The organism is Halorarius litoreus, from assembly GCF_024362405.1.
GTDB classification, from domain to species: domain Archaea; phylum Halobacteriota; class Halobacteria; order Halobacteriales; family Haloarculaceae; genus Halorarius; species Halorarius litoreus.
This window is the reverse complement of record NZ_CP101454.1, coordinates 3,586,835-3,612,117: the sequence shown is the minus strand read 5'-3', so window position 1 is coordinate 3,612,117 and position 25,283 is coordinate 3,586,835. Positions and strand designations below refer to the sequence as shown.

Sequence of the window (25,283 nt, the reverse complement as noted above, 5' to 3'; positions counted from 1 at the left end):
TGAATCAGCCGACGACGAGTCGTAATCCCTTCATATCTTAGTCGGTAGCCCGACCAAAATACCACGATGAATATTCTCGTCACCGGCGGAACAGGATTCATCGGCGGCCACCTCGCAGAGCGATTCGCGAGCGACGGCCACGCCGTCGTCGTACTGGACAATCTCGAACCGTTCTACAATCTCGATATCAAACACCACAACGTTGAGACGGGCCGTGAAGCGGCGGCAGCGAGCGACGGCTCCTACGAGTTCATCTTGGGCGACGTTCGCGACGCCGATCTTGTCACCGATCTCGTCGCTGATGCGGATTACGTTTACCATCAGGCCGCCCAAGCGGGCGTCCGGGCGAGCGTCGAGAACCCGCGAAAGTACGACGAGATCAACGTCGACGGGACGCTGAATCTGCTGGACGCCTGCCGAGACGAAGGGATCGAGCGGTTCGTCATGGCCTCGTCCTCTTCAGTCTATGGCGTGCCACAGTACCTCCCGTACGACGAGGACCATCCGATGACTCCAGTTTCGCCCTACGGCGCGTCGAAACTCGCGGCCGAACGCTACGCCTGTGCCTATAGCGAAGTATACGGGTTCCCGGCCGTCGCACTCCGGTACTTCACCGTTTACGGACCGCGGATGCGGCCGAACATGGCAATCTCGAATTTCGTCTCTCGTTGTATGAACGGCGAGCCCCCGATCATTTACGGCGACGGCGCACAAACGCGCGATTTCACGTACATCGACGACGTCGTCGAGGCGAACGTCACGCTACTAGACGAAGATGCTGCCGACGGCGAAGCGATCAACATCGGGTCGACAGACAACATCGAGATCAAGACGCTTGCCGGGGAGATCCGCGACCAGCTGGCGCCCGACCTCGAACTGGTCTACGAGGAACGCCACGACGCCGACGCGGAACACACACACGCCAGTACGGAGAAAGCTAGCGAGTTGATCGGGTACGAAGCAAATTACACCATCCGCGAGGGCGTCGCGAAGTTCATCGACTGGTACCGCGGGAACCGCGAGTGGTACGAACCGTTGGTACGCCAATCGTAAACAACAGACATCCATCTGAGACACTCCCATCGATGGCACTGTCTATTTAAGTCAGTTTGAGAAGCGAGCAGGCCGTGGAGTGACTTGGTCATGGCGCTCGCAGACCTGTTCAGCGAGTGCTACAACCATCTCAGACCGCACCAATCGCTCGACGGACGAACGTCGGTTGAGCAGGTGCTAAACTAGACCGTGCCCGTAATCGAACATGATCCAGTATCTATCAGTTAACGCCCTCCTGATTCTGTCGCTCAATTCCCTGTATCACCTCGATATCATCCTCCTACGCGTATTCGTCGGCAACCCACAAACCGGGGTGTACAAGGCGGCGTTGGTCATCGCGGAGTTCCTCTGGTTCGTTCCGAACACTGTCCGGACCGTCTTTCTCCATTCAATGTCGGAACTATGGGCAGAGGAGAACGTCGATCGAATTTCTGAGTTATCCTCACTAGCCACTAGATATACGCTCTTACTCACGATTCTGTTGGCTATCGGCATCGCTACACTCGGTGACGCCTTCATTCCACTGTATTTCGGACCCGGGTTCGAGCGGTCCGCACTCCCGCTATTGATCCTGTTGCCCGGTGTCATCGGATTTGCAGCGATCCGGCCGGTCATCGCGGTCGGGCAAGGCAAAGGGAGGTTGCGAATCCTCCTTTTGGCCACGTTCGGTTCATCGATGCTAAACCTCGTGTTGAACCTGGCGCTGATTCCGAGCTAGGGTATGGTCGGGGCCGCCGTCGCGACGAGCATCAGTTACCTCTCGATGTTTGGATTCCACATCGTCGGCGCGTTCAACATTGGATTCCATCCCATCAGAGACCTCCGACCGATTCCGTTACTCGGTGTGGCTGGTTGCACAGTGATATTCAGTGTCTGGATCGACCAGTTAATCGTCGGGGATCTCCTCTCGTTAGTGGTGGTCCCCCCCGTTGTCGGCGGGTTCTATCTCGTGTTGGCGGTGCTGTTTGGTGCGATCAATAGGCAGGAACTGGAATTCGTTGCGGCAAAAGTCCCAATCGTAAGCAACTGGAACTGATAGGGCAGGCGTGTACCAGATGGCTACGTCGCCGTCAACCGAGGTCCACCTGGATGTGGCACCGCTGCTGCCGTAGTTGGCTCGCCGTGAGTATTCCTAACAGCGGTCTTGACCGAGGTTATTTCGAAGAAATGGGCGAATAATTACTTGTGCCTGCAGCCGAGGTGGCTCATGACGAAGCGGGATATTCTCTGGATTACCCTGGAGAGCATCAGATGGGATCACACGTCGTTCTCGGACCATACTCGCGATACCACGCCCAAGCTTCAGGCGTGGAGCCAACAGCCGGGAGTAACCACGCTGAACAATTGTTTTAGCCACGGAATCTATACCCGATCATCGAGTGCTTCGATCCTCTCTGGCCGCGCTGCGAGTAACCACGGGGTCGGGATGTACCGAGATGTGCTTCCCTCATCGGTTACAACCATCCCGGAACAGCTCCGCGCGTGTGGCTATCAGACCGTATGTATCTCGCCGAACGGCCATCTAAGCCATGGGACGGGACTCCACCGGGGATTCGATGAGTTCGTGTACATCGTTCGGGACACGGTTCTCTCAGAGGTTCCATATCACGTGCTTTTAAAGTATCTCGTGAATCTTCGCGAGCATTCGGGCGGCTTCACGACGAACACGAAGAAGCACTGTATCAGCTACATTATGAATGAACTTCTGAAAACGTATGCCGCGGATAGTGCATCAGGCGACGACCCCGTATTCCTGTACGCACATTACGGCGATACGCACCACAGCTACTGTCCACCGGTAGCCTGGCGGGGGCGGTTCGATGAAGACCTGCAACTGTCCATCGACGAGGCGATCGAATTCGCCCTGTATATGTCGAACAACATTCTGGAACTCATCGCGCGAGGCTGTGACCTCTCAGCCGCCGAGTGGAACGCGCTTGAGGTCCTCTATGATACACTTATCGCGTACGTGGATCATATGGTCGCGGATGTCGTTGCGGAGCTGAGTTCCGTCCTCAATGACCCCGTGATAGTAATCACCGCTGACCACGGCGAGAACTTCGGTGAAGATGGGCTCCTTGGACACCGGCTGACCGTCAATCGACCACTCGCACACGTCCCGATGCTGTTCAAAGGCATCGACAACGATCTGGACCCCGACACGCTCGTCCAACACGCGGACGTTTTCTCGATGATTTGCGAGGAGTTAGACCTCGACGTCGAAATCCCTGCGGGAATTGATGTTAGAGCATCTACCAGGGACGTCGCTGTGACACAGATGGGTGGCCGCCGATGCTCGAGCAATCTCGACGAGATTCAGTCATACAATCCGAGGTTTGATCGAAGCTCGTTTTCCGAGGAGGACGTGACGGCATTGATTGCCGGCGACCATATATATCGTAGAACTGATACTAGTGCACAGTTATCGAGAATCCTAGATTCTGGCGGTGAAGTCGAACTCACGAATCGTGAGCTTCGTCCGGTTTTCGAACAGCACTACAAGGGATGGGTGGAAGCGGTTGGGAGGCCGATTTCCGCCGGGCCCGACACGGAACCGGAACTCGACGCCACCATTCAGCAGCATCTCCGAGACATGGGGTACCTGGTCGATTGACGCGGTAGGTTGAGCCGTTGAACCCCTCAAACGGTGCGCCGATGAACTGGCGCGGTATGTGGGGAATAACAAGGTGTTTCTGAATCGTCGACCGGTCAATGACTGGCGTACAGCAGGTTCACCAAGATGCTCAAGCAGGCGAGGCTCATGAGAACCACCTTGATCGGTGATTCCAATGATTGGCTCTGATGAATCACCATAATGTGGTTGATTTTACGGTGCCACGGCACGCTTGATGTTGTGAACGACACATCTCATGACGATCTCTCGAAACTCGTGGAACCGGCTCGCGGCTGCACGGAGTCGCCGAACGGGCGCTTGATCGCCGCGAAGACGGTCTTACACATCGAGCGCTGGTGGTAGCAAGGCCCATCGACCCGCGCGTTGTGCGCGGATCGATGGGCCGGAAGATCCGATGCTTGATCAACGGTCTCACGCCGTCTTCCCGCAATTTTTCACGTAATTCCATCCAATCGTAGCCTTTGTCGGCGGCGAGGCTGGTCAGGTCGCCCGTGTTGCGGTGGGCGACCTGCCAGCCGAGCTGGGTGTCGTGCGGTTTGCCGGTCGAAGAACGTCGCGTCGATCCAGGCTTACTCAGAGAGGTCGTGCAGCTCCGACGAGAGTCGGAGCAGTACTCGCCAGACCGCCGTCTTGAGTCTGACGTCTTCCTAGCGTTGAGCGATCGGCCTCGGTGAGGCTGATCTCGGACAGTTACTGTGGCATCTGGCTCAGCAGATCGAGTGTCTCCCGGTACGATTTCTCCAAAAAACCCGCAGATAGTGCAGCGAGACGACCGCGTAGTGGGGAAGCTGCCCCCCTTCGGGACGGGCGACTTCACCTCGGCCACCAACAGCAGTTTAGTAAATGTGACCGCTTGACTCCTGAAGCGAGAGATTTTCGACATAGGCATTGACGATTTCCTGCTTCATTTTCCTAGTTCTAACGGTCGATACCGACGCAGTCTAGTGATTCACCAGAGCCAATCAAGTAGACGATTCCTCTTTTACCGATGCTTGAGAAAAGTTACCCTTACTGAAAGTAAGACGAACACCTGCGGAGATCAGGGCTCGAAGGGACTTTATATACCTCTCTCAAGGTGTGGGTAACAATTATTCAATAAATTGAACGGCAAAACCGAATCTCGGGTTACGTTACGATACCCGAGATGATACTATGTATGCATTCAGGAGATTCTCGAACTCTAGGACGGGCTCTTTGGGACGGATCGGCTCCACACTCATAGGACCTCACAAGGTGGTTCACAACGAAAGCGCTACTGTGGATCGCCTTTCCTTGAGCAGTCAAATCTCCAGGGGAGGGATATATGTCGTCTAATAGATATCTTCGAGCAGGAATCATCGGCGGGGGTCGGGAAGGAAACGCGCACGCACGGGTTTACAACGAACTAGATAATGTCCGTCTCATCGGCGTGTCTGACATTAACGGAGAGTGTGACGAATCAATCTCGAATACGTACGACGTAAGGGTACTCCCCACTGACGACCTGCTCGACAAAGTCGACATCGTATCGGTCACAGTCCCAATAGAGTTTCATCATCAAATCGCCTCACAGGCCATCGACAAGCGGGTGCACATGCTGGTCGAGCAGCCGTACGGATTGAACACCGAACGCGGTCGTAAACTGCGGAGGCGAGCGGCTGACGCCGGGGTGGTGTTCCAAATTGGCAACGTAGAGCGCTTCAATCCCGCCGTGCGGACTCTCATGGACGTGGTAACGGAAAAAGAGGTGATTGCAATCGAGGCCCGTCGGTTGGGCCCTCCGGTCGACCGAGACAATCGACTCAGCGTCGTACAGGACCTGATGATACACGACATCGACATTATCTGCTCAATGTTTGACGATGATGTCGTCTCAGTACACGCCTCAGGTACCGCAAATGGGATGTATGCCGATGCGTCGATCAAGTTCGAAAACGGCATCGTCGCAGGCCTCACGGCCAGCCGAGTCACACAGCAAGAGATCCGGGACCTATCGGTTGTGACGCAAGATTGTACGATATTTGTAGACTATCTCGAGCAGTCCGTCGATATCCATCATCAATTGATGCCCGAGCATATCGAGGTGAACGGAGACTTCCGGTACCGACATGAGAGTGTCATAGAGAAGGCCTTCGTCGAGAGCACTGAACCACTGAACGCTGAACTCACAGCATTTGTCACCGCGGTTGCTGCAGAATCGGCTCCAACCGTCACCACCGAGGAGGGAGTTAGAGCGTTGGAAATCGCATCGCGGATTGAGGCCGCGATGGAAACCGGAGCCTCATAGAATTCAAAACTCACAACATGAAGTCCCAATCAACCCATCCACACCTGTACGGTAGCAACATATCTCCGAACGACCAGCGCACAGCATTCACGAACGCGGCGATCCCCGTTGCAGTTTACGGGCTAGGGAAGATGGGGCTTCCCTTGGCGACGGTGTTTGCAGAAACCACCGGAAACACCGTCGGCGTCGACATCGATGAGAAGGTCGTCGAGCAGGTCGGTGCCGGGAAGTGTCCGGTCGAGAATGAACCAGGACTCGAAGCCGCTGTGGCAAGTACCGTCAGCGCTGGATCCCTCCGAACGAGTAGTGATCCGGTTGCGGCGGCTTCGAGCGCGAGGGTGCATGTGGTGATCGTTCCCACTACGCTGAAGGATGACAGAGAACCGAACCTCCAGAATCTCCGAACGGCCGTCCGGGATATCGGGCGCGGGCTGTCGAGTGGGGATCTTGTCGTTATCGAGTCCACGGTACCTCCAGGTACCTGTAGCGAGCTCGTCGCCCCCCTACTCGGCGAGGAAAGCGGCCTCTCATCGACACAGTTCGGGGTCGCGTTCTGTCCTGAGCGAACGTATAGTGGGCGAGCCATACAAGATATCCGCGGTGCGCATCCGAAGGTGGTCGGTGGCATTGACGCTGAGAGCACCCGCGCGGCGACACTCATTTACGAACAACTGGTCGATAACGAGGTGATACAGGTCAGTGATGCCACGACTGCGGAGGCAGTGAAAATCTTCGAGGGGGTGTACCGCGACGTGAACATCGCCCTTGCGAACGAGCTTTCAGGACTTACCGACGAGTGGGGCATCGACGTAAATGAGGCCATTTCCGTGGCGAACACTCAGCCCTATTGCCAAATCCATGACCCAGGACCCGGCGTTGGTGGGCACTGCATTCCATATTATCCATACTTCCTGCTTTCACGGTGTGGATTCGATGCTAAACTGGTAAGGACTGCCCGTGAAACCAACGAACGAATGCCGAATAGTACTGTCCAGAAACTACTCAATCGACTGGTGGCGCAGGATATCGATCCCGCCGACGCGTCGATATTACTGTTTGGTGTCACGTACCGCCCCGGGGTGAAGGAGACGCGAGAATCCCCGACGCTTGCAATCGCCGAGTTGCTCTCTGAACAGGTTGCGGAGGTGTTCGCTGTCGATCCAATGCTCGATGATATGTCGGAAGTGGAAGCAACCCCGGTAACTCTCGACGAGATATATGACCTCGATCTCGATGGCGTCGTGATGATTACGCCGCACGAGGAGTTCAACGAAATCGACTGGTCTGCACTCGACGGACAGGTGGTAATCGACGGCAGAAACACGCTGGGACTCACAGATTCTGATCGGGACATCTACACGATCGGGAGTGGCTAAGCCACCAACTCAGTGGTACGGAGAGGTCCGGAAGGTGCCCCCCGTCCATCCCCGGCGGGTTCTGAGTGTCGACGAACTTATCGGCCATCCGGCCGCCATCGTTAGAAGCTGTCAACCTCGGGTCGAACCACAAACCACTCCCCGATTCGCTCGGTTCGTCCGAACGAATGTGGCCCTGGGGACACGCGGCGCTTGGCTACCTCCTCTACACGGTGTATCTGCGCCTCCGTGCGCAGGGAACACCAACTGGGTGGCCGGTCGTTGCACTCGGCTTCGGCACGCAGGTTCCGGACCTCGTCGACAAACCGCTCGCGTGGTATCTCTCCGTGCTCCCCTACGGTCGGACGCTCGCCCACTCGCTGTTCGTGGCCATCCCGGTCGTGCTTCTCGTCGGCTGGGTAGCCCGCCGTCGAAAGCGGCCTGTGGTCGGGGTCGCCTTCGGCCTCGGCTACCTCTCGCACCTGCTCGGTGACTCGCTGCACGCGCTCCTCACCCAGCAGTGGGGCGACCTGTTCTTCCTCGTCTGGCCGCTCACCACGCCCCCCGACGCCGAAACTGTCGGCCTCATCGCCCACCTCCGAGACATCGACGGGAGCCCGTTCTTCCTCTTCGGTCTCCTGCTCACCGTGGCGATGCTCGTCCTCTGGAACCACCACGGCCGCCCGGGACTCGCAGAACTGTGGTCGGTGGTGCCGGGGCAACGCCGAGTCTGAAACCGCCGGTTCGACCGCCTCCCTCGACGTCGGTTACGCCTCGGTACAGCTTCCGACGAGCAACATGGTCGAGAGCGAACTATTTCGGGCACCCCGTGGAACACGGAACGCAACGGATGCCCGCCATCGAAACCTCCGCCCTGACCAAGCGCTTCGGCCGGACCACGGCCGTCGACACCCTCGACCTCGCCGTCCCAGCGGGAACGGTGTACGGGTTCCTCGGTCCCAACGGCGCCGGGAAGACCACGACGATGCGGATGCTCACGGGGCTGTCGACGCCCACGAGCGGCACCGCGACCGTCGCCGGCGTCTCCATCACCGACCGTGACGCCCTCCGCCCTCACATCGGCTACCTCCCCGAGGATCCACCCCTCTACGAGCAGGCGACTGCCTACGAACAGCTCGAGTACGTCGCCGGGCTTCGCGACCTGCCACAGCAGGAGACGCGCGCACGAATCGACGCGCTGTTCGACCGGCTCGACCTGCCCCGTGAGGACGCAGCGACCCGCATCGCCGACTACTCGAAGGGGATGCGACAGAAGGTCGCGTACGTCCAGGCCATCCTCCACGACCCGGCGGTCGCGTTCCTCGACGAACCGACGTCCGGGCTCGACCCACGGGCGGCTCGCACGATTCGCGAACTCATCCGCGAACTCGCGAGCGACGGCACGACCGTGTTCCTCTCGACGCACATCCTGCCCGTCGTCGAGGAGATCGCCGACACCGTCGGCATCCTCTACGATGGTCGCCTCGTCGCCGAAGACACGCCTGCCCGGCTGATGCGGCGCGCCGAGACGGAGGAGGCACGGTCGCTCGAAGACGCGTTCCTCGAGTTGACCAGTACCGACCCCGCAGCGGAGGTAGAGTCGGCCGATGGCTGAGCCGAACTGGCCACGCCACGCCGTCCGCATCGGCGTGTTCGAGTTCCGGCGGTCGGTCCGGGCCATCCGTCGCGACCGCGCCCGGGCGTTCCTGATGGCCCTCGGGCTCCTGTTCCCCTCGCTGTTTCTCGTCGGGCTCAGCTACCTGCTTCGCGACGTGCTTCGGAGCCTCGACCCGGTCGCCCTCCCACCGGTCGCTCGCGGGACCGTCGCCCTGTTCTGGCTGTTCGGCGTGTTCATCGCCACCCAGCGGGTCGTCTCTGCACGCCCCCGCATCGACGCCGAGCCGCTCGTCTTGACGACCGTGTCGCCACGCACCACCGTCGGGGGATTGCTCGTCGCAGAGACGCTCCGGGCGCTCGCGTACCTCGGGCTGCCCGTGGTCGTGGTGACCCTCATCGCGACGTACCTGTTCGGAACGCCGGTGAGCCTCGTCGCCATCCCGCTCGCCGCGCTGTTGCTCGGGGTCACCGCCGTCCTCGTCGGTATGGTTCTGGGGTACGCCATCGCACTCCTCATCGCCACCGTTCCGTTCGTCGCGCGACACAAGACAGTTCTCGGGGGCGTCGCGGTGCTCGTCGCGATGGGTGGCTACTTCCTCGTGTCGATCCCGCAGTTCGGCGGGGTCGACCAGGCCGCACTCGCGTGGTTCCCGATGGGCTGGCTGGCCGACCTCGCGGTCGTCGGGACACCGGTTCGGGGCTCCGTCACGCGCGCCGGTGCGGTCGTGATGGGCAGTCTCCTCGTCGTCCTCGTCGGTGGCCTGCTTGTCGAGCGCGAGGCCACGCGACTCTGGTTCCTCGACCCCGTGAGCGGTGAACCTGACGGGACCGATGTCGCGCCCGAACCCGCGACAACCGACGACGGGACGGCACTCGCGACGGCGATTCGTCCGGTTGCGATTCCGGCGGTCATCCCCCAGCCGACCCGCCGGGTCGCCCAGTGGAGCGTGCTCCGGACGCGGCGCGACCCGCGACGGCTCAACTTCCTCCTGCTGCCCGTCGTGATGGTCGCGAGCACGGTGGTGAGCTCCGGGCTCCAGACGGCGTCGCTCTGGATGGTCGTCGCACCGGTCGCCGCTGTCCTGCTCCCGTGGATGGCCGGGGCGACGTTCGCGATGAACCCGTTCGGCGACGAGGGGGCGGTCCTGCCGGTCACGCTCCTCTCGATCTCCGGGTCCGCGTACGTCCGTGGCCTGATGGTTCCCGGGGTGCTGTTCGGCCTTCCGCTCGTCGTGCTGCTCGTCGCTGGCACCGGGGTCGCCGCAGGCCTCGACCCGCTGGTGGGCCTCGCGCTCCTCGGCGTCGCCCTCGTCAACGCGATTGTAGCCATCGCGACCACACCCGCAGTCGGACTGTGGTTCCCGAGGTTCAGCGCAATCAGCATCGGGCAGAGCCGCGAGGTGATTCCACCGCGGCTAGTGACAACGGTGCTCCACTTCCTCGCCATCACCGTCCCCGGCGCCCTCCTCGTGGTGCTCGTCCTCGACCCGGCGCTCGCCCGGGCCATCGTGGCGGGGGTGGTCGGCTTCCTCCCCGCGGCACTCCTCGTCTTGGCTGCACGAGGGAACGAGGGTGCGCTCACGAGCGCTGGCGAGTGGTTCCAGCGGCTCGGAACGGGCATCCAGCGCGTCGACGCCGAAACCGTCCAACTCGTTGGCGGGGCGGCGCTGGTCGTCACGGGATTCGTCGTCGCCCTCGTCTCTTATCGGCTCGCTGTACGTCGGTTCGACCGGTTCTCACCGCCGATGTGACTCCCGGCCTCTTGTCCCACACCGTGAGACTCAGCCCCCCGGTTGATGCTGGCGTCCATTGTTCTCTCACCTGAGGTTGGTACAGATGCAATTCCCCATGTCACGTCCACGATTCGGGCTGGTGTTACTCGCACTCGGCGCCGTCTTCGCGCTTCTCGGCATGCTCGTCCTGAGCGGGATGTACGGGGCGGTGGCACTCGTCGCGGCCGTCCTCTGCCTGACGGCTGGCACGCTGCTCTTTGGTGTGAGCCGGCGTGCCGGCCCCCGCGAACAGACCATGCCGTAGCCCTCGAGTGGCATCCGTCACACCAGTAGTCTCTCAGTCTCCGGATTCTCGGCCCGTAGGAATGGTGGTCAGTTCACATGTAGCCACGCGTCGTCGATCGAGCATGGTGTACGACCTGACCGAGAAGACTGCCATCGTCACAGGAGCGGCCTCCGAGGACGCGTCGTTCGTCACGGGCAACGCCTACCCGGTCGATGGCGGCTACATGGCGCTGTAGACGCCGGAACGAACGAGTGTTGCAGGGCTGAACTTTTCCGCTCGCCTGTCCTATTCTCGGTATGGTACTCGACGTCGACCCACCCACGCCACCGGACCTGACGAACCGTGGGGTCCCGAACGGGGCCAAGACTGCCGAGGTGATGACGAGCGAGTCCGACCTCCGACGTGCGGAACTCGAAGCGCTGCTCGAGGACGGCGCCTGGACCGAAGCGTTCCACGAATGGGCCGAGTACACGGACCTCACCGAGGCCGATTTTCGAGAAATCGATAGCGAGGGGCTGTTCGACGAGCTCGATTTCTACTGGGACCCCGTCGAGGAAGCACTCGCGTTCGACATTCCGGACCTCCCCGACGCGTGGACGGGGCGGACCGTGTTCGCCTCGCTCGTCCGAACTGAACTGACCGACCTCGGGCACGCCGTCGTCGAGATGCTCGAAGACGCGTACGTCGAGTGGGGCGAGACGGAGCCCGCCGACGGCGTCTGGAGCGAGGAGGCGCTGGGCGAGGAGCCACCACAGCGCGACTGAGGCTCCCCGGCTTGATTCGAGCGGAACGGCTCACTCGTCGTCCGCGCCGCCAAGTTCTGCCACGCAGTCCGTGCAGTACCCGGTGTCGGTGTCGTAGTGGTCGGAACACACCAGCGCCGCACATCGCCCACAGCGGTGGCTGGCGCGTGCTACTTCACAGACCTGACACAGCCCGTCGACGCTCATCAGCGCATCGTCTCCAGCGAGACGAACGAGTCGCCACTCGCGCCGATCCACTCGGCGAGCAGGAGGCGGTCGCTCGTGGGCACCCCCGAGATGGTACACACTTCCACGCCGTCGGGCCGCTCCGTCACGGTCGCGAGAAACAACTCGCCGTGCCGCGGGCCCTCCATCGCACCGTCCAGATCAGTCCGTGCCGAGTCCATGCGCTGTCACCGTGGGCTGTTCGGGCCAGCTAGTGTAGTACGGCACGTGGTAACATATGTGTTGGGTAAACGGTCGGTGGGCTGACCGGACGTCGAGGCGACCTGAAAATGAATGAAAGGTCCGCTCTATCGCCAGCTACTCTTCGAGCATCCAGCCGAACCGCTTCTCCCAGAACGTCTCGTCGGGGTGTTTCTTGCTCGCGCCGTACGTCTTCTGGTCGCGGATCTGCCGTTCCAGCACGTCCCGTGCCTCGTTGAGCGCGTGTGACGCCCCGTAGCCCTCACCGGTAGCGATGAACAGGCCACTGTCGGTGTAGAGGCGGATCCGGGCCAACAGCAGCGGCGTCCCGCGGAGCTTCTCGTCGTGTTCCTGGAGGTGGACCTTCGTGTCGAGGAGGGCCATATCACCGCCCACCTCCTCGAACTTGTCAATCATCGCGAGCACGTCGTCGTAGCTCATGTCGTCGAGCAGGTCCGTGCCGTACACCTGCACGGCGCGGTTCCCCTCGGCCTCCCAGGTGAGCGAGTCGAGCACGTCGGTCTTCGTCACGATGCCGTGCGGCTCGCCGTCGTCGGTGACGACGAGGGACGACCCACCGATGTCGAACATCAGCTCGACGGCGTCCTGTAGCGTCTCGCTCCGGCTGATGGTCCGCACGGGCGAGACCATCACGTCCCGGACCGGGAGGTCGAGGATACGCGCGAGTTCGCCCTCGCGGGCACCGAAGCCGCCATGCGCTCGACCGGTTCCGTCAGCGATGACGCCGCCGAACGAGTCGGTCCCCGTCGCAGAACCGCCCTGGCTCCGGCCCATCGACCGGACCGTCAGGCTGACCACGTCATAGAGGCTCAGGATGCCCACCGCCGAGCCGTCCTCGACGACCGGGAGGTGCGTGATGTGGTGCTCGCGGAGGGTGTTGAGCGCCTCGCCGAACGTCGAGTCGGGCGCAACCGAGACGAGGTCGGCGCTGTACGCCTCGGCCACGGTCGCCGCGTCGAGGAACGGCTGGACCTTCCGGAGCACGTCGTCGGCGGTGACGACCCCGCGCAGGTGCTCGCCCTCGAACACGGGCAGCAGCTGCGAGTCGCTGTCGATCATCAGCTGGGCGACCTTCCGGACGTCCTCGTGGGGCGCGAGCCGCGGGACGTGCCAGACTAGGCCGCCGATCTTCTCGTCGGGCGGGTGGTGAGAGGTGGCGAGCTGTCGACGGGTGACGATACCCTCGAACTGGTCGCCGTGGACGACGACGCCAGTAATCGACGGGTCGTCGAACGTGCCGACGAGTTTCGACACGGGGGTATCCGGAGTGAGTGTAACGTAGTCCTCGGTGACAATGTCTGAGATGTCCATTGGGTCTGTGTGTGTCCGCGTCAGGTGGTCACGGCTCGATACACGCCAGGGGAGATGTGGTACCACTAGCTCTTCGACGGACAGTCTCAAGAACTCCTCGGTGACTCTCACCGGCCGATACGCGACGGGGGGACTTACGGTCGCCCGGGACGAACCGCTACGGCCGCTGTCCGCACCTCGGGGCAGCGACGAACCGGCGGACAGCGCGCCACTCACGCGACCGGTGATGGCGACAGCGTAGAAGACATAGGCGGGCTGTGGCTATATCGGACGCGCTCGCGCCGGTGTGGCGGGGGTGAGTCGGGTTGGACCTTGCTCTCCCGGAAATCTATGGCGAAGTACATACTACGGAGGAACTTGTTTGCCCATTCAATATGGATGACCACGCTGACGTAGTCATCGCGGGGGCCGGGCCGGCAGGGGCCCAGTGTGCTCGCGATCTCGCCACTCGCGGGTACGACGTCGTCGTGCTCGAAACCGAGCAGGAGGACGGCTTCCCGCGGCAGAGCAACAAGTCGACCGGTGGGACGTTCCCCCGGATGATGGTGGCGTTCAACATCCCCGACGACGTCGTCATGCAGTTCACCGACGACGTGGTGCTCGAATCCCCCAACGAGCACTACGTCCAGGAGATGCCGGGTGCCGTCCTCGAGTTCGCCGACTTCAAACGCTTCCTCGTGAAGGACAGCCGCGAGAAGGGGGCCGAGTATCGCTTCGACTCGCGCGTCTCGAAGCCCATCATGGAGGACGGAACGATCGTCGGCGTCGAGTACAACGGCTCCGAGCAGCTATTCGGCGACATCATCATCGACGCCACCGGCCCGGCCGCCCCGCTCGCGAAGAAACTCGGTGTGACCAACCTCGAACGCCAGAACCAGGCCATCGGCATCGAGCGCGAGTACGAGAACGTCACCTTCGACTGCGAGGGGTACGCGGACCTCACGGACTCGATGATGCTCCGGCTCGACCACCGCTACGCCCCTGGCGGCTACGCGTGGATCTTCCACACCGGCGCGGACACGGCGAAGGTCGGTGTCTGTTTCATCCAGAACGACAGTTTCCAGAAGTACGCCACCGCTGACCGGACGGTCGACGGCTATCTCGAACACTGGATGGAGACCGACCCCCGGTTCGAGGACGCCGTCCCCATCGAGGGCAAGCAACACCGCGGTTCGGCGCACATCCAGATGCCGGGCGAACTCTCGACGGACAACTTCATGGCCATCGGCGACACCGTCCCGACGGTCGACCCGCTGTGGGGCGAGGGCATCCATAACGGAATGAAGTCCGCCCGCGCTGCGGCCATCACAGTCGACCACTGCCTCACGCCGAAGACGCCGGACACCTCCGCCGAGAACATGCAGCTGTACAACGAGCTGTGGCACGAGGAGGTCGCCCCGGAGATGAAGCGCCGGCTCCAGATGACCGAGCTGATGTATCTGGCGACGAACGAGCGCTACGACCAGTTCATGCGCGACCTCCGCCGGATGGACCCCGATACGATGAGCAAGGCGAACGCTGGCAACCCCTTCGCCATCGCGAAGCTCATCCACCGCGGTGACCTCTCGCTCGTCGCCCGGTTCGTCAAACACCAGCTTGCGAAGTAACCCGCTCTTCTCCCCTCAACAACCGTTCGCGCTATCGAGCGGCGCGACGACGTACGTCTCCGTCGTGCCACCGACGCTGTAGACGAGGTTCCCCTGTTCGTGCCACTGCTCGAACCGTGCCGAGTCGAGCGTTTTCGGTGGCGTCGGATAGAAGTGTGCTCCGTCGGTGCTCCACGCCCGCTGCGCGAGGGTGAGACAGTTCGGAGGCGGACCGCCTTCGAGCCACGTTCGGGTGGGTCCGACCGCTCTTGACACGTCGCCGTAATACTGCGGTCCTGGTCGAGCGAGCCGGTGATCGGAAGCGTACACACCGTTCGTCGACGCGAACGAGACGGCCGCGAACTCTGAACTGTGGACCGTTCGCGGTGCGGTTCCGGTGTCGAGGTGGACGAACGCGAACGGGGCGGAGAGCACGGAGGCGAGAACGAGCGCGAGAACCACAGCGCGACCAATCCGTGGCCGCGTTGCGGCAAGACCCACGGTACCAGCCGCAGCGAGCACGAAGACCGCGATGTGCGCGTGGACCTGTACGCGCATCACCGCGTCGAAGAACTCTGGGCTCAGCGAGGTGGAGAAGGTGAACCAGCTCAGTGCCACCGGGCCAACGAGCAGCGCGACGACGACTGGGACGTCGCCCCCATCACGAACAACCGACGGAAGCCACCACGCGAACAGCGCGACGGGGACGATATAGAGCCCGGCCAGCCCGAGAACGAGCGGCGGGGTCTGGATGGTGCCGGGGAACACGGGAATAAAGAGGTTCGCTGTCGCCGCGACGAACCACGAACCGATGCTGACCCCGAACAGCGAGTGAATCGCCCGCGGCGACGTCGACCGGAGCCACACCAGACCCACGACGAGCACGACCAACCACGCGAGGAACGCACCCAGATGGTCGGAGAGAAGTCCGGAGTACGTCAGCTTCAGCCCGAGGTACTCGGCCGCGAGGAAGTACCCGAAGAAATACGCCCAGAACGCGCCGCCCGCGAGCAACGGCACCGCGACGTCCCGCCGGCTCCGTGCCGTGACGACGTGCACGACGACGAGCCCTGTCAGCGTGAACGCAGCGACGAGCGAACTCATGTTGTGCGTTGGCGGGTAGACGAGGCCAATCACGATTGCAGACACGGCCCACGCGACTCGCCGCGACGCCAAGGCTCGATGGCTCGCCAGCGCGAACAGCGGGAGGAACAGCAGGGCGAGCGCCTCCTCGTCGGGCACGCCCGTCCGTCGCAGATACATCCCGCTCACGGCGAGCCCGAGTGCGGCGACGACGCTGGCGTGGAACGTCCGGCGAGCCGGCCAGTCGCGCGCCCGGCCGAGTCCGCGAACGAGGACGATGCCGGCGAGGACGGACGCGCCACCGATACACGCGACGAGCGGCTGGGCGAGATACAACGGCCGCAGTCCGGTCACCTCGCTCCCGATGCCGAGTAGGAGCGTCGTCACCACCTCGTCGGACTCCACGCCGGCGCCGAGCACCTCCCCCGTGGCAACGATGTGGTCGGCCAGCCGTGCGTACCGGAAGCCGTCCAGGGTCGCGGGCAGTGGGCTCCAGACCAGGAACGACGCTCGCGCGGCGATACCGACGGCGAGCGCTGCGACGACGAGCAGCCCCCAGCGACTGCGTCTCATAGCTGTTCACCTCCGTCGACGAGATCGGCGGGCTGTTTGGCGAGCAGGGCACTGACAGCGACACCCGCGCCCGCCCCCACGACGACCAGACTCGCCGCAGCGACCCCCAGTAGCAGCGGAACCGATGGCGTGGTCGAAATCTGGACCCCGTAGACGGTCAGCAGGCCGAGCCGGTCGAGGAGTTCGAGCGCCAGCACTCCGGCCGCGATGGCGACCGCGACCGCCAGCAGGCCGAGTCGGAGGGCGTCGCCGAACACGAGTTTGCCTACCTGGAAGCGCGTCGCACCGACCGCACGGTGGAGCCCGAGAACCTCGCGGTTCGCGTGAACCGCCCCGGCGAAGGTCGCAGCGGCCCCGCCAACGGTCATTCCCGCCCCGAGCAGAATCAACGCCCCGAGCGCCAGTTCGAGGTTCCCGAGCGCGACGGCGACGGCCTGCCCGACGCCGGTGGTGCCCGACCGGCCGCTCGTCGCGAGCGCCGAGAGGATGCGGTCGTCACCCGTGACACGATAGCTCGTTGCAGCGAGTTCCTGCTCCTCGGACGAGACAGTAACGTCGTAGCGTCCCCGTGGCTGACGTGGGAGGTCGAGGCTGATGCGTCGCGTCTCGCTCGGCGGCACCGTCACGGTTCGCTCGTAGGGGCCGCCGGGTGCAGCTATCGTCAGCGTCCGGTCGAGCGGCGTCGCCCAGCGGTTCGTCAGCGTGACCGTGAGCGTCGGCTCGGTGAGCATCGACGGCTGGCTCGGACTGACCTGCAGCGTCGTGTCGAGGGAGCGGAGCGCGCCTCCGGCGACGGTGGCACGCTCGGTGACGGTCTGATTCCCCTGCGAGGCTCGAACCTCGGTCCACCCACCCTCGGGCAACCTGACCCGAACCGAGCCGTCCGCTGCCGTTTTCCCCTGCCAGTCTCCGACTGTGACCGTCACGTCACCGACGCCCTTGCCCGTCCCGTTGACGACGCGTATCTGTGGCTGACTGCCGGGCGGTGCCCGGTCAGGAACGCCCACGAGTCGGAGCCGGTCGCGCTTGTGGACACGAAGGACCGACGACACGCCGTCGGCGGACACGCCGTACTTCCCCGGGTCGTCGACCGTGAAGGTCTCCGTCACCGTTCGCTGGCCCGTCGCGGGGACCGTGGTCGAGATGTGTCGCGTCTGGTCGCCGACCCGGAGCGTTGTCTCGACGGCCTGCTGCTGGAGCGCGTCGTTGCGGAGCGTCACCCGTACCTGGAAGGATTCACCCGCGGCGACGGACGCGGGTGCCGAGAGGTCCGTCACCCCCGTCGGGCCCGTGGGGCGGGCCATCATGTTCTGTGACGGCAGTCGCTCCGCGCGGATGAAGTTCACCTGTCCGCTACGGACGTTGCTCAGATGTCGGGCCGTCTCCAGCCCGACGATGAGCTGGTCGTCGTCCGCGCCACCGGCTTCGAAGGCCCCGACGATTTCGACGCGAGTCACCGCAGGCCGAACGCTCCCCCCGACGAGCATCGACTCACCCACGTCGACGCCGAGCGTCTCGGCAAGGTCGGCGCCGATGACGGCTTCGTCTGGTCCCTCGGGAGTGCGTCCCGCAACCAGCCGCGCGTCACTCAACTCGGAGAACGCCGAGTAGTTCGCGCCTCGGGCCGGAAACGGCTGGCCGTCGTGCACGGCAAAGAGGAGTATCTCGGGGCTCGCGGCGATGCCCTGGTTTCGGAGAGGTTCGGCGTAGTTCGCGGGCACCTTACTGGCGATGGGGTGCGTGCTCCCCGGTTCGGTGAACGTCGCGTCGTCGGTCGTCGCGAGCGGTCCCGCGACGCCCGCCATCCCAGCGACGACGAGCAGGAACGTCACGAACGCCGCGAGCGTCGCGGCGGTCGGAATCGCGGTCCGCTCCGAGAGCACCTGCGGGCGAATCCCGGAGAGTCGATAGGTGCTACTCGAGGTCTCGATGTTCGCCGGTGACTTCGCCACCTCGGGTTGGACGGCGAGCAGCGTTGCGGCGAGGCCGACTGTGAACACGCCCGCGTAGGTTGCGGCGAGGAAGCGTGCGGCCTCGCCGGTGACGCGCGTCGACAGCGACGTGGGCAGGCCGACGGCGACGGCCACGTTGACCGCGATGTTCGTCACGATGACGCCCATGGCGTAACCGAGTGCGATGCCGATAGCGAGCATCAGTACGCCTCGTGCACAGAACAGCCGGCGGACCTGCCACCGGGTACGGCCCGTCGCGCGTAGCACGAACAACTCGCGGATACGGTCACGGACGAGCATCCGCGTCACCGAGTACACGGTGACGCCAACGAGCACCGCGCCGACGCCCGCGGCGACGACGAGCGTCGAGAGCGCGCTCCGGGTGCCGGCGAGGAAGAACGCGAGCGCACCTTGGAGCGGAACCCCCGCGGACGGAACGCCGTCTGCCGGTTCGACGACGAGTGCGCCGCTGGTGCCGAGCGCCGACGTGGTCGCGGGGTCGGTCACGTACCAGTCGCTCGGGAAGGGTGACTGCCCGCGAGGGACGACCTGCAGCGAGACCGTCTCTGCGTTGCCCGCGAGCGTGACGTTTTGGGCCGTGTCGAGCGTCCCGACTGATGGCTCTCCCCCACCCCGCAATTCCACCTCGCCGACGCTCGCGTTCGACGGAACGCCCACGACCGTCGCGGTTCCGTTGGCGGTTTCGACGGTCGCGAGCGGAACGACGACAGCGTCGGGGCCGGCAGCAGCCTCGGCGTCCGCGACGGATTGATGCTCGGTTACGGCGGCGCCCGCGGAGAACTCCGCAGCGATACCCGCCGTCGAGGAGCCGACGGCAAGGACGACCAGCGTGGTGCCCGTGAGGAAGGCGACGGCGACGGCGACGACGAGGACTGCCAGCCGGTCGCGGCGCGACCAGCGCGTCAGCAGCGCCCGTCGGTAGCTCATCGACGGGCGTGGAGGGCAGCGACGGCTGGCATACTAACTGTGTTACCAATCCGTCATTGCGTGGATAAAGGCTTCGTCCAGACGTCGGCGCCCACTCGTTCGTATCACTCCGATTTACCCGAACTCTAACTAATGCAGCTCTGGGACGTGGTGTAGTGGCAGTCAAATGTCACGACAGTACTCGATTCTCGTCCCCGTACTCGTCGGGGTGCTGGTGATGAGCCCGCTCACCGCGGCTGGCGTCGGGCTCTTGCCTGGCTCCTTCGACGATGCATCGCAGGCGATGACCGCATCGAACGCCACTGGAGTCACATCGTGTCGCACCATCGACGAGCCCGGCCGGTATGAACTGACCACAGACATCACCAACGGGTCGACCGACGCGTGCATCCGGATCACGGCCGACGACGTCGTGTTCGACGGTAACGGCCACGTCATCGACGGTGTGAACGCGACCGAGGGCTCGGGCATCACCACGCCGCTCGTCTCTCGCCTCCGGTCGAACGTGACCGTGGCCAACGTCACCGTCACCAACTGGCAGTTCGGCGTCGAGTACAAGGCCTTCGAGAGCGGTCGCATCGAGAACGTGACCGTGACCGACAGCAAGTGGAGCATCTCGCTCAGCAAAGCCTCCATCACGGTCGCGAACAGCACGGTCTCGAACAGTTCCTGGGCCGGTATTCAGGTCACCGGCTCGGCGTACGGAACCGACTATCACACCCGGCTCGTGGGTAACGAACTCACGAACAATCGACAGGGCGTCCGGCTGTTGATGGACGACGAGAGCAGCGTGGTCGTCGAAGGGAACACCCTCCGTGCGAACGACGACGGTCTCTGGGTCAACAACGCGGACAACCTCACCGTCAGCGGCAACGCCTTCACGGCGAACACCGACGGCATCCACGTCTACTCCACGAACCAGAAGTGGGCTGACGACTGCCAGGACCCACCACTCGCACAAGCAGCGGTCCACCGTAACGCGTTCGTCGACAACCGCGAGTACGCAGTCAACAACGACGCTGACATGACCCTCAATGCCACGTGGAACTACTGGGGGACGAGCGACGGACCGTCGAGTGCTGCGGACGCCGACGCACCGTTCGTCGACCCGGTGACGGACGAACCGGCCGACGGCAGCGGTGGCGCCGTCTCTGAGGGTCCGCACGACGGGGTCTCAAACGTCCACTTCGACGACGCACTCGGCGAGAACCCGCTCACATCGGCGTAACCGAGCAGGCGGTTCCGGAACCCTCACTTCTGCCCTCAAACAACTTCCTATCAGCTTCGACTGTCAATCGAATCCCCGGAATAGATACGGTGTTGTCTCGGGGGACACGGGAGACGAACGCTGTGTGGCCATCGATATCCAGTCAGCGGCTTGGGCTCGGTCACCGAGGGAACCGTCACCTGCGAGACAGACGTTTCGGTGCCAGCGCCGAGTCGCGTACCTCGAGTCGACGCTGACGATCGACGACGCGCTGGTGGTACAGGCGACCGGGTCGTTCACCATCTTCACCCCCCGAGCAGACATTTTCCGTGCATACTTGGTCTGTGACCCGGACGAACCACTCGTGACTGCCTGGATTCCCGACGACGACTGGCGCACCATCGTCGCCAACGCTCCCATCGTTTCCGTCGACCTGCTTGTTCGGTACGACGGCGGCCTCGTCTTCGGCAAGCGACAGAACGAGCCGGTGAAGGGCTGGTGGTTCCTGCCGGGTGGCCGCGTCCACAAGGGCGAGACGCGAACCGAGGCCGTCCACCGGGTTGCCCGCGAGGAGCTGGGCATCGAGGTGGACATCGTCGAGTCGCTCGGCGCGTTCGAGCACTTCTACGACACGTCGGACGTCGAGGGCGTCGACACCAAACACTACCTCGCGAACGGCTACGTGGTAGACGTGACCGACGGCGAACTCACGACGGACGAACAGCACAGCGACCTCCGGGTGTTCGAGTCGGCATCCGACCCGCTACACGACCACATCCGCGACTATCTGGTGGTCGCCGAGTCGCTCCCGGCGTGGCCATGAGATCCGACTACCGCTCTGTCTCTCTCGGGGCCTTCCGGCCCAGTTTGCTCGTGACGTCCTGAATCCGCCGACCGTCGGTCGTGACCAGCACGTTCGAGACGTCCGTCCGCTTCAGGAACGTCTCGACGATGTGTCGGACGTAGCCGACGGTCTCGTCGTACTCCTTGCCCGTGAGCTCGCGCAACACCTCTACAGTCTCGGGGTTCTGTTCGATGATGGTGACGTCACAGTAGTCCGGGTCCTCGTCGTCGAGTTCGACGAGGACGTGACACTGGGCGTCGGGCAGGAAGAGGCTCACGACCAGCGCGGAGCAGCCGTCGGTGCTTCGGACGTGAAAGAGCGCGTCGATGACTCGCTCTAACAGTTCGCGGACGCCGCCCCCGAACTCGGTGAAGTTGAACGTGTGAACGTGCATGCGACCCCGCCAGCCGGACTGACCCCCGATTCTACGCCGTCCGTGCCAATAAGTAGCAGGCCGCTATGGCGCGTCGGATCACGGTGCCCGGAGGTGGTCGAGTGGCGAGAGCTTCGCCACCTGCCGCCCGGCGACCGTCGCGCCGAGCACGCCCATCGTCACCGCGAGCCCGACGCCGAACCCGTAGACCCACCACGGCGTCTTGATGAGGTTCGCGAACCCCGAGAGATCTTTGAGGACCAGATTGAGTCCGTCGACGGCGAGAGGGCCCGCAGCCACACCAGCCACTCCACCGACGATCCCGAGCAGCAGCCCCTGTGCGAGCACCAGGAAGACGAGCGATCCCCCGGAAACGCCCGACGCTTTGAGCGCTGCCAGCTCCGCACGCTGCCCCCGGACGAGTGTCGCCAGCACGTTCACCACGAGCATCACACCCGAGACGACCGCGAGCACGACGAGCGACACGACGCCCACGACGACGGCGGCCTGCCCGCCGACGATTTGACGAACCTGTTCGCTGTTGCCTCGGACCTCCAGTTCCGGATACTCGCGTTCGATATCGCGCTCGACGGCGTCGGCGTCCGCGCCCGGCTCGAGCGTGACACCGATGAGTGCCGCGCGGTCGGTACCGGTCGTCCCAGTTATCTCCTGTAGTTCGCTCAGCGGGATGGCCACCGAACTCGTCCCGAGGAACGTCGAGAAGCGGCCGCTCACTGCGATAATCCGGAACTCGTTCGCCCGCGCCTGACTCAGCGTGCCGCCGATGTAGAGCGTGTCGTTCACGCCCACGTCGTACTTCTCGGCGGTTTCAGGTGAGATGATCACCTCGTGGCGCATCGCCCCGTCGTAGGTCCCGTTGGCGTAGTGGCTGTCGTTGAGACGTAATCCCTGATTGTCACCCACGTTTGGGTCCTGCTCTCCGACCGTTCCCACGCCGATGGTCGTGTCGAATTCCGAGCCGTTCGGGCTGACGTACACCGTCATCAGCGCGAGCGGCTGGGCCGCAGCGACCCGGCCGTCGGCGCTAATCGACGCGGCCACCTGATGGGAGTTCTGGATGGGGTTCTCGACGCCGCCGACGCTCCCCGCCTGGATGCCGAGGCCACCGCCGGTCACCCAGAGGTCGCGGTTGATCCACGAGATGGCCTCGCCCCCAGTCGAGAACAGCCCGAACCCAAGGCCCAACAGGAGCGTCACCAGTAGCACGGCGAGCGCAACCCCGACGACCGCCAGCACGCCGCGACCCCAGTGATGGCGTAACTGCACGCTGGCGAGCCCGACCAGCGCGCGACGGCGGCTCACGGCATCACCTCCTTCCCGAGGCGACTCGACACGAGGAGATACGGTGTCGTGAGCAGGCCGATGAGCAGCGCGGCGACCAGTCCGAGTGCCGCCAACTCCGGCCGTACGACGGCGACGGCGACGCCGCCACTGACGCGCCGAGCGACCACGTTCACCAGCCCGGAGGTGAGGAGCCACAGCAACACCCCACCGACGCCGCCGAACAGACAGACGACGAACGTGCGGACTGCCACGAGCGTTAGTCGGCTCCGACGCGAAACACCCACGGCTCGCATGACGAGCCGGTCAGTCCGCTCGGCCGCGAGCTCGAACCCCATCGTCGTCGCGATGAACAGGACGCCCACGACCACGGCGACGAGGAAGGCGCCGACGCCGACCGCGAGCGTCAACTGCGAGTCGAGTGCCCGTTCTTGGAGGAGTTGTTCGCGGGTCTGGACCTCCGACCCCGGGTAGACGCGTTGAAGCTTGCCCGGAAGGTCCTCACCAGACCCGCTGACGAGAATGCGACTCGCCACGTCTGCCTCGTTGCCACCGGTGATTGCCTGCAGTTCGCTCAGGTGCACGACGGCGACCGGGAGCTGGCCCAGTCCCGGCTCGGTCGGTTCGGAAACTTCCACAACGCTGAACGTCCGGTTCGCATCGGACGCGCCATTCACGAGCTGAAATCGGTCGCCCGAGGTGTACCCGAGTTCCTCGGCAGCGGCCTGTGAGACGACTGCCTCGCCTGTCCGCGGCCCACCGTCGAACATCGGATCGCCGGGCGTCAACCCGGAGGCGGTCAGGCCCGCGACGCGGACCTGCTGTTCGGGGATGACTCCGACGACGAGCAGATACTCTCGCTCACCGTCCACGTCGACGCCACCGATAGTCACGAGGACGGGCGTCGCCCACTCGACGCCGTCGAACGACTCGATGCGGGCGGTCGTGGCGTGGACCTGTCCGAGCTGCTGCCCCTCGACCTGCGCGACGACGCTCCCCGCGTCGCCTTCGGGCGTGATGAGGTAGTCCGTCGACGTGTCTGCAGCGACGCCACCGGTCGCGATGCCGAGTGCGATACTCGAAACCGTCAGCATGAGGCCGACGGCGACAGCTACCCCCACGACGCTCAGGGTGCTCTGGCCGCCCCCACCGAGTTTGACGACGGTGTTCCGGACACCGATCTCGACGAGCCCGCGCCAGCGGGCGAGTCTACCCACTCTCCACCACCCTGCCGTCGCGGAGTTCGACGACGCGGTCCGCGGCCGCGACGGCCGCGTCGTCGTGAGATGCGAGGACCACGGCCCGGTCGGTTGCGACCTCGCGCAACAGGTCGAGGACCGTCCGGCCGGACTGGGTGTCCAGCTCGCCGGTCGGCTCGTCGGCGACGAGCAAGTCCGGGTCGGTGACCAGTGCTCTCGCAACGGCGACCCGCTGCTGTTCGCCCCCCGAAAGCTCACCGGGGCGATGGGTGAGTCGGTCACCGAGACCTACCTGTTCGAGCAGGTCGGCCGCGCGCTCGCGCCGCGTGGTCTTCCCGATGCCACGTTCGACGAGTGGGAGGGCAACGTTCGATCGCGCCGAGAGCGCAGGTAGGAGGTGGAACCGCTGGAAGACGACGCCGACGTGGTCGAGTCGGAGCGCAGTACGGCGCTTCTCTGACAGATTCGAGATATCGGTGTCGAGCAGTTCGACGGTACCAGAGGTGGGCGTGTCGAGCGCAGCGAGCAGGTGGAGCAGCGTGGATTTTCCGCTCCCGCTGGCGCCGGTGAGCCCGAGGACCTCACCGCGATCGACCCGGAGGGAAACGCCGTCGAGCGCGGTCACCGCGGTCCGGGTTGTCCCTCGAGTGAACAGCCCGCCGTTAGTGCCGCCGTACCGTCGGGTCACGGCCTCGGCACGGACGACCGGGTGGGGAGACGAAGTGGCAGACATCTATCGTGCTGTGTGAACGTACGGGGTCGAATACAGA

The 25,283-nt window shown here is 63.8% G+C and carries 23 protein-coding genes and 1 pseudogene; 14 read left to right on the top strand and 10 right to left on the bottom strand.

Going from position 1 to position 25,283, the window contains the following annotated elements:
- Positions 1–66: 66 nt before the first annotated feature.
- From NL126_RS18975 to NL126_RS18960, 4 genes are all read left to right on the top strand, one after another.
- Entirely contained in the window at positions 67–1,053 is a 987-nt protein-coding gene (locus tag NL126_RS18975) for an SDR family oxidoreductase (RefSeq protein ID WP_255196452.1), read from the top strand.
- Positions 1,054–1,258: 205 nt separating this feature from the next.
- Complete coding sequence (locus NL126_RS18970; protein WP_255196451.1) at positions 1,259–1,771, top strand: lipopolysaccharide biosynthesis protein; 513 nt, start codon at positions 1,259–1,261, stop codon at positions 1,769–1,771.
- Between the two features lie 3 nt (positions 1,772–1,774).
- A complete protein-coding gene (locus NL126_RS18965; protein WP_255196450.1) occupies positions 1,775–2,089 on the top strand; it encodes a hypothetical protein in 315 nt (104 codons plus the stop codon).
- A gap of 171 nt (positions 2,090–2,260) precedes the next feature.
- On the top strand, positions 2,261–3,667 hold the full coding sequence (locus tag NL126_RS18960; RefSeq protein WP_255196449.1) for a sulfatase: 1,407 nt from the start codon (positions 2,261–2,263) through the stop codon (positions 3,665–3,667).
- Between the two features lie 213 nt (positions 3,668–3,880).
- On the opposite strand, the pseudogene NL126_RS18955 reads toward NL126_RS18960, so the two are convergent.
- A pseudogene (locus tag NL126_RS18955) lies at positions 3,881–4,571 on the bottom strand (transposase).
- A gap of 420 nt (positions 4,572–4,991) precedes the next feature.
- Between NL126_RS18955 and NL126_RS18950 the strand changes: the two are divergent.
- From NL126_RS18950 to NL126_RS18920, 7 genes are all read left to right on the top strand, one after another.
- Positions 4,992–5,954, top strand: coding sequence for a Gfo/Idh/MocA family protein (locus tag NL126_RS18950; RefSeq protein ID WP_255196447.1), 963 nt, complete (start codon positions 4,992–4,994; stop codon positions 5,952–5,954).
- A 17-nt stretch (positions 5,955–5,971) separates the two neighbouring features.
- Positions 5,972–7,330 (top strand): nucleotide sugar dehydrogenase, encoded by a 1,359-nt coding sequence (locus NL126_RS18945; protein ID WP_255196446.1) that lies wholly within the window; start codon positions 5,972–5,974, stop codon positions 7,328–7,330.
- A 167-nt stretch (positions 7,331–7,497) separates the two neighbouring features.
- Positions 7,498–8,043 carry a metal-dependent hydrolase gene (locus tag NL126_RS18940; protein ID WP_255196445.1) on the top strand — a complete coding sequence of 182 codons (546 nt, stop codon included), beginning with the start codon at positions 7,498–7,500 and terminating at the stop codon, positions 8,041–8,043.
- Between the two features lie 116 nt (positions 8,044–8,159).
- The gene (locus NL126_RS18935) at positions 8,160–8,924 is read left to right on the top strand and encodes an ABC transporter ATP-binding protein (protein WP_255196444.1); all 765 of its coding nucleotides are present in this window, start codon (positions 8,160–8,162) and stop codon (positions 8,922–8,924) included.
- Positions 8,917–10,677, top strand: coding sequence for a hypothetical protein (locus tag NL126_RS18930; protein ID WP_255196443.1), 1,761 nt, complete (start codon positions 8,917–8,919; stop codon positions 10,675–10,677). Before NL126_RS18935 ends, NL126_RS18930 begins: the two co-directional genes overlap by 8 nt.
- 97 nt (positions 10,678–10,774) lie before the next feature.
- Positions 10,775–10,963: a hypothetical protein gene (locus NL126_RS18925; RefSeq protein WP_255196442.1), complete on the top strand. Its 189-nt coding sequence runs from the start codon at positions 10,775–10,777 to the stop codon at positions 10,961–10,963.
- Positions 10,964–11,241: 278 nt separating this feature from the next.
- Positions 11,242–11,709, top strand: coding sequence for a DUF7992 family protein (locus NL126_RS18920; RefSeq protein ID WP_255196441.1), 468 nt, complete (start codon positions 11,242–11,244; stop codon positions 11,707–11,709).
- Positions 11,710–11,739: 30 nt separating this feature from the next.
- Here the strand turns inward: NL126_RS18920 and NL126_RS18915 are convergent, their stop codons facing one another.
- The 3 genes from NL126_RS18915 to NL126_RS18905 form a co-directional block, all read right to left on the bottom strand.
- Positions 11,740–11,895: a hypothetical protein gene (locus tag NL126_RS18915; protein WP_255196440.1), complete on the bottom strand. Its 156-nt coding sequence runs from the start codon at positions 11,893–11,895 to the stop codon at positions 11,740–11,742.
- Entirely contained in the window at positions 11,895–12,095 is a 201-nt protein-coding gene (locus NL126_RS18910; RefSeq protein ID WP_255196439.1) for a DUF7511 domain-containing protein, read from the bottom strand. Before NL126_RS18910 ends, NL126_RS18915 begins: the two co-directional genes overlap by 1 nt.
- A gap of 136 nt (positions 12,096–12,231) precedes the next feature.
- Positions 12,232–13,446 (bottom strand): CBS domain-containing protein, encoded by a 1,215-nt coding sequence (locus NL126_RS18905; RefSeq protein WP_255196438.1) that lies wholly within the window; start codon positions 13,444–13,446, stop codon positions 12,232–12,234.
- A 374-nt stretch (positions 13,447–13,820) separates the two neighbouring features.
- Here NL126_RS18905 and NL126_RS18900 point away from each other — a divergent pair, with 374 nt between their 5' ends.
- Positions 13,821–15,053, top strand: coding sequence for a digeranylgeranylglycerophospholipid reductase (locus tag NL126_RS18900; RefSeq protein ID WP_255196437.1), 1,233 nt, complete (start codon positions 13,821–13,823; stop codon positions 15,051–15,053).
- Positions 15,054–15,068: 15 nt separating this feature from the next.
- Here NL126_RS18900 and NL126_RS18895 read toward each other — a convergent pair whose 3' ends face one another.
- Together NL126_RS18895 and NL126_RS18890 are read right to left on the bottom strand one after the other, a co-directional pair.
- Entirely contained in the window at positions 15,069–16,688 is a 1,620-nt protein-coding gene (locus NL126_RS18895; RefSeq protein WP_255196436.1) for a hypothetical protein, read from the bottom strand.
- Entirely contained in the window at positions 16,685–19,588 is a 2,904-nt protein-coding gene (locus NL126_RS18890) for an FtsX-like permease family protein (RefSeq protein WP_255196435.1), read from the bottom strand. The genes NL126_RS18895 and NL126_RS18890 overlap by 4 nt, the downstream gene beginning before the upstream one ends.
- 166 nt (positions 19,589–19,754) lie before the next feature.
- Between NL126_RS18890 and NL126_RS18885 the strand changes: the two genes are divergently transcribed.
- Both NL126_RS18885 and NL126_RS18880 read left to right on the top strand, forming a co-directional pair.
- On the top strand, positions 19,755–20,816 hold the full coding sequence (locus tag NL126_RS18885; RefSeq protein ID WP_255196434.1) for a right-handed parallel beta-helix repeat-containing protein: 1,062 nt from the start codon (positions 19,755–19,757) through the stop codon (positions 20,814–20,816).
- A 253-nt stretch (positions 20,817–21,069) separates the two neighbouring features.
- On the top strand, positions 21,070–21,618 hold the full coding sequence (locus tag NL126_RS18880) for a GDP-mannose mannosyl hydrolase (protein WP_255196433.1): 549 nt from the start codon (positions 21,070–21,072) through the stop codon (positions 21,616–21,618).
- 7 nt (positions 21,619–21,625) lie between these two features.
- Here the strand turns inward: NL126_RS18880 and NL126_RS18875 are convergent, their stop codons facing one another.
- The 4 genes from NL126_RS18875 to NL126_RS18860 all read right to left on the bottom strand — a co-directional run bounded on the left by NL126_RS18875 (position 21,626) and on the right by NL126_RS18860 (position 25,246).
- On the bottom strand, positions 21,626–22,033 hold the full coding sequence (locus tag NL126_RS18875) for a hypothetical protein (protein WP_255196432.1): 408 nt from the start codon (positions 22,031–22,033) through the stop codon (positions 21,626–21,628).
- Positions 22,034–22,111: 78 nt separating this feature from the next.
- Positions 22,112–23,335 (bottom strand): ABC transporter permease, encoded by a 1,224-nt coding sequence (locus NL126_RS18870; protein WP_255196431.1) that lies wholly within the window; start codon positions 23,333–23,335, stop codon positions 22,112–22,114.
- The gene (locus NL126_RS18865; RefSeq protein WP_255196430.1) at positions 23,332–24,531 is read right to left on the bottom strand and encodes an ABC transporter permease; all 1,200 of its coding nucleotides are present in this window, start codon (positions 24,529–24,531) and stop codon (positions 23,332–23,334) included. The genes NL126_RS18870 and NL126_RS18865 overlap by 4 nt, the downstream gene beginning before the upstream one ends.
- Positions 24,524–25,246, bottom strand: a complete 723-nt coding sequence (locus NL126_RS18860; protein WP_255196429.1) for an ABC transporter ATP-binding protein — start codon at positions 25,244–25,246, stop codon at positions 24,524–24,526. Before NL126_RS18860 ends, NL126_RS18865 begins: the two co-directional genes overlap by 8 nt.
- Positions 25,247–25,283: the final 37 nt, after the last annotated feature.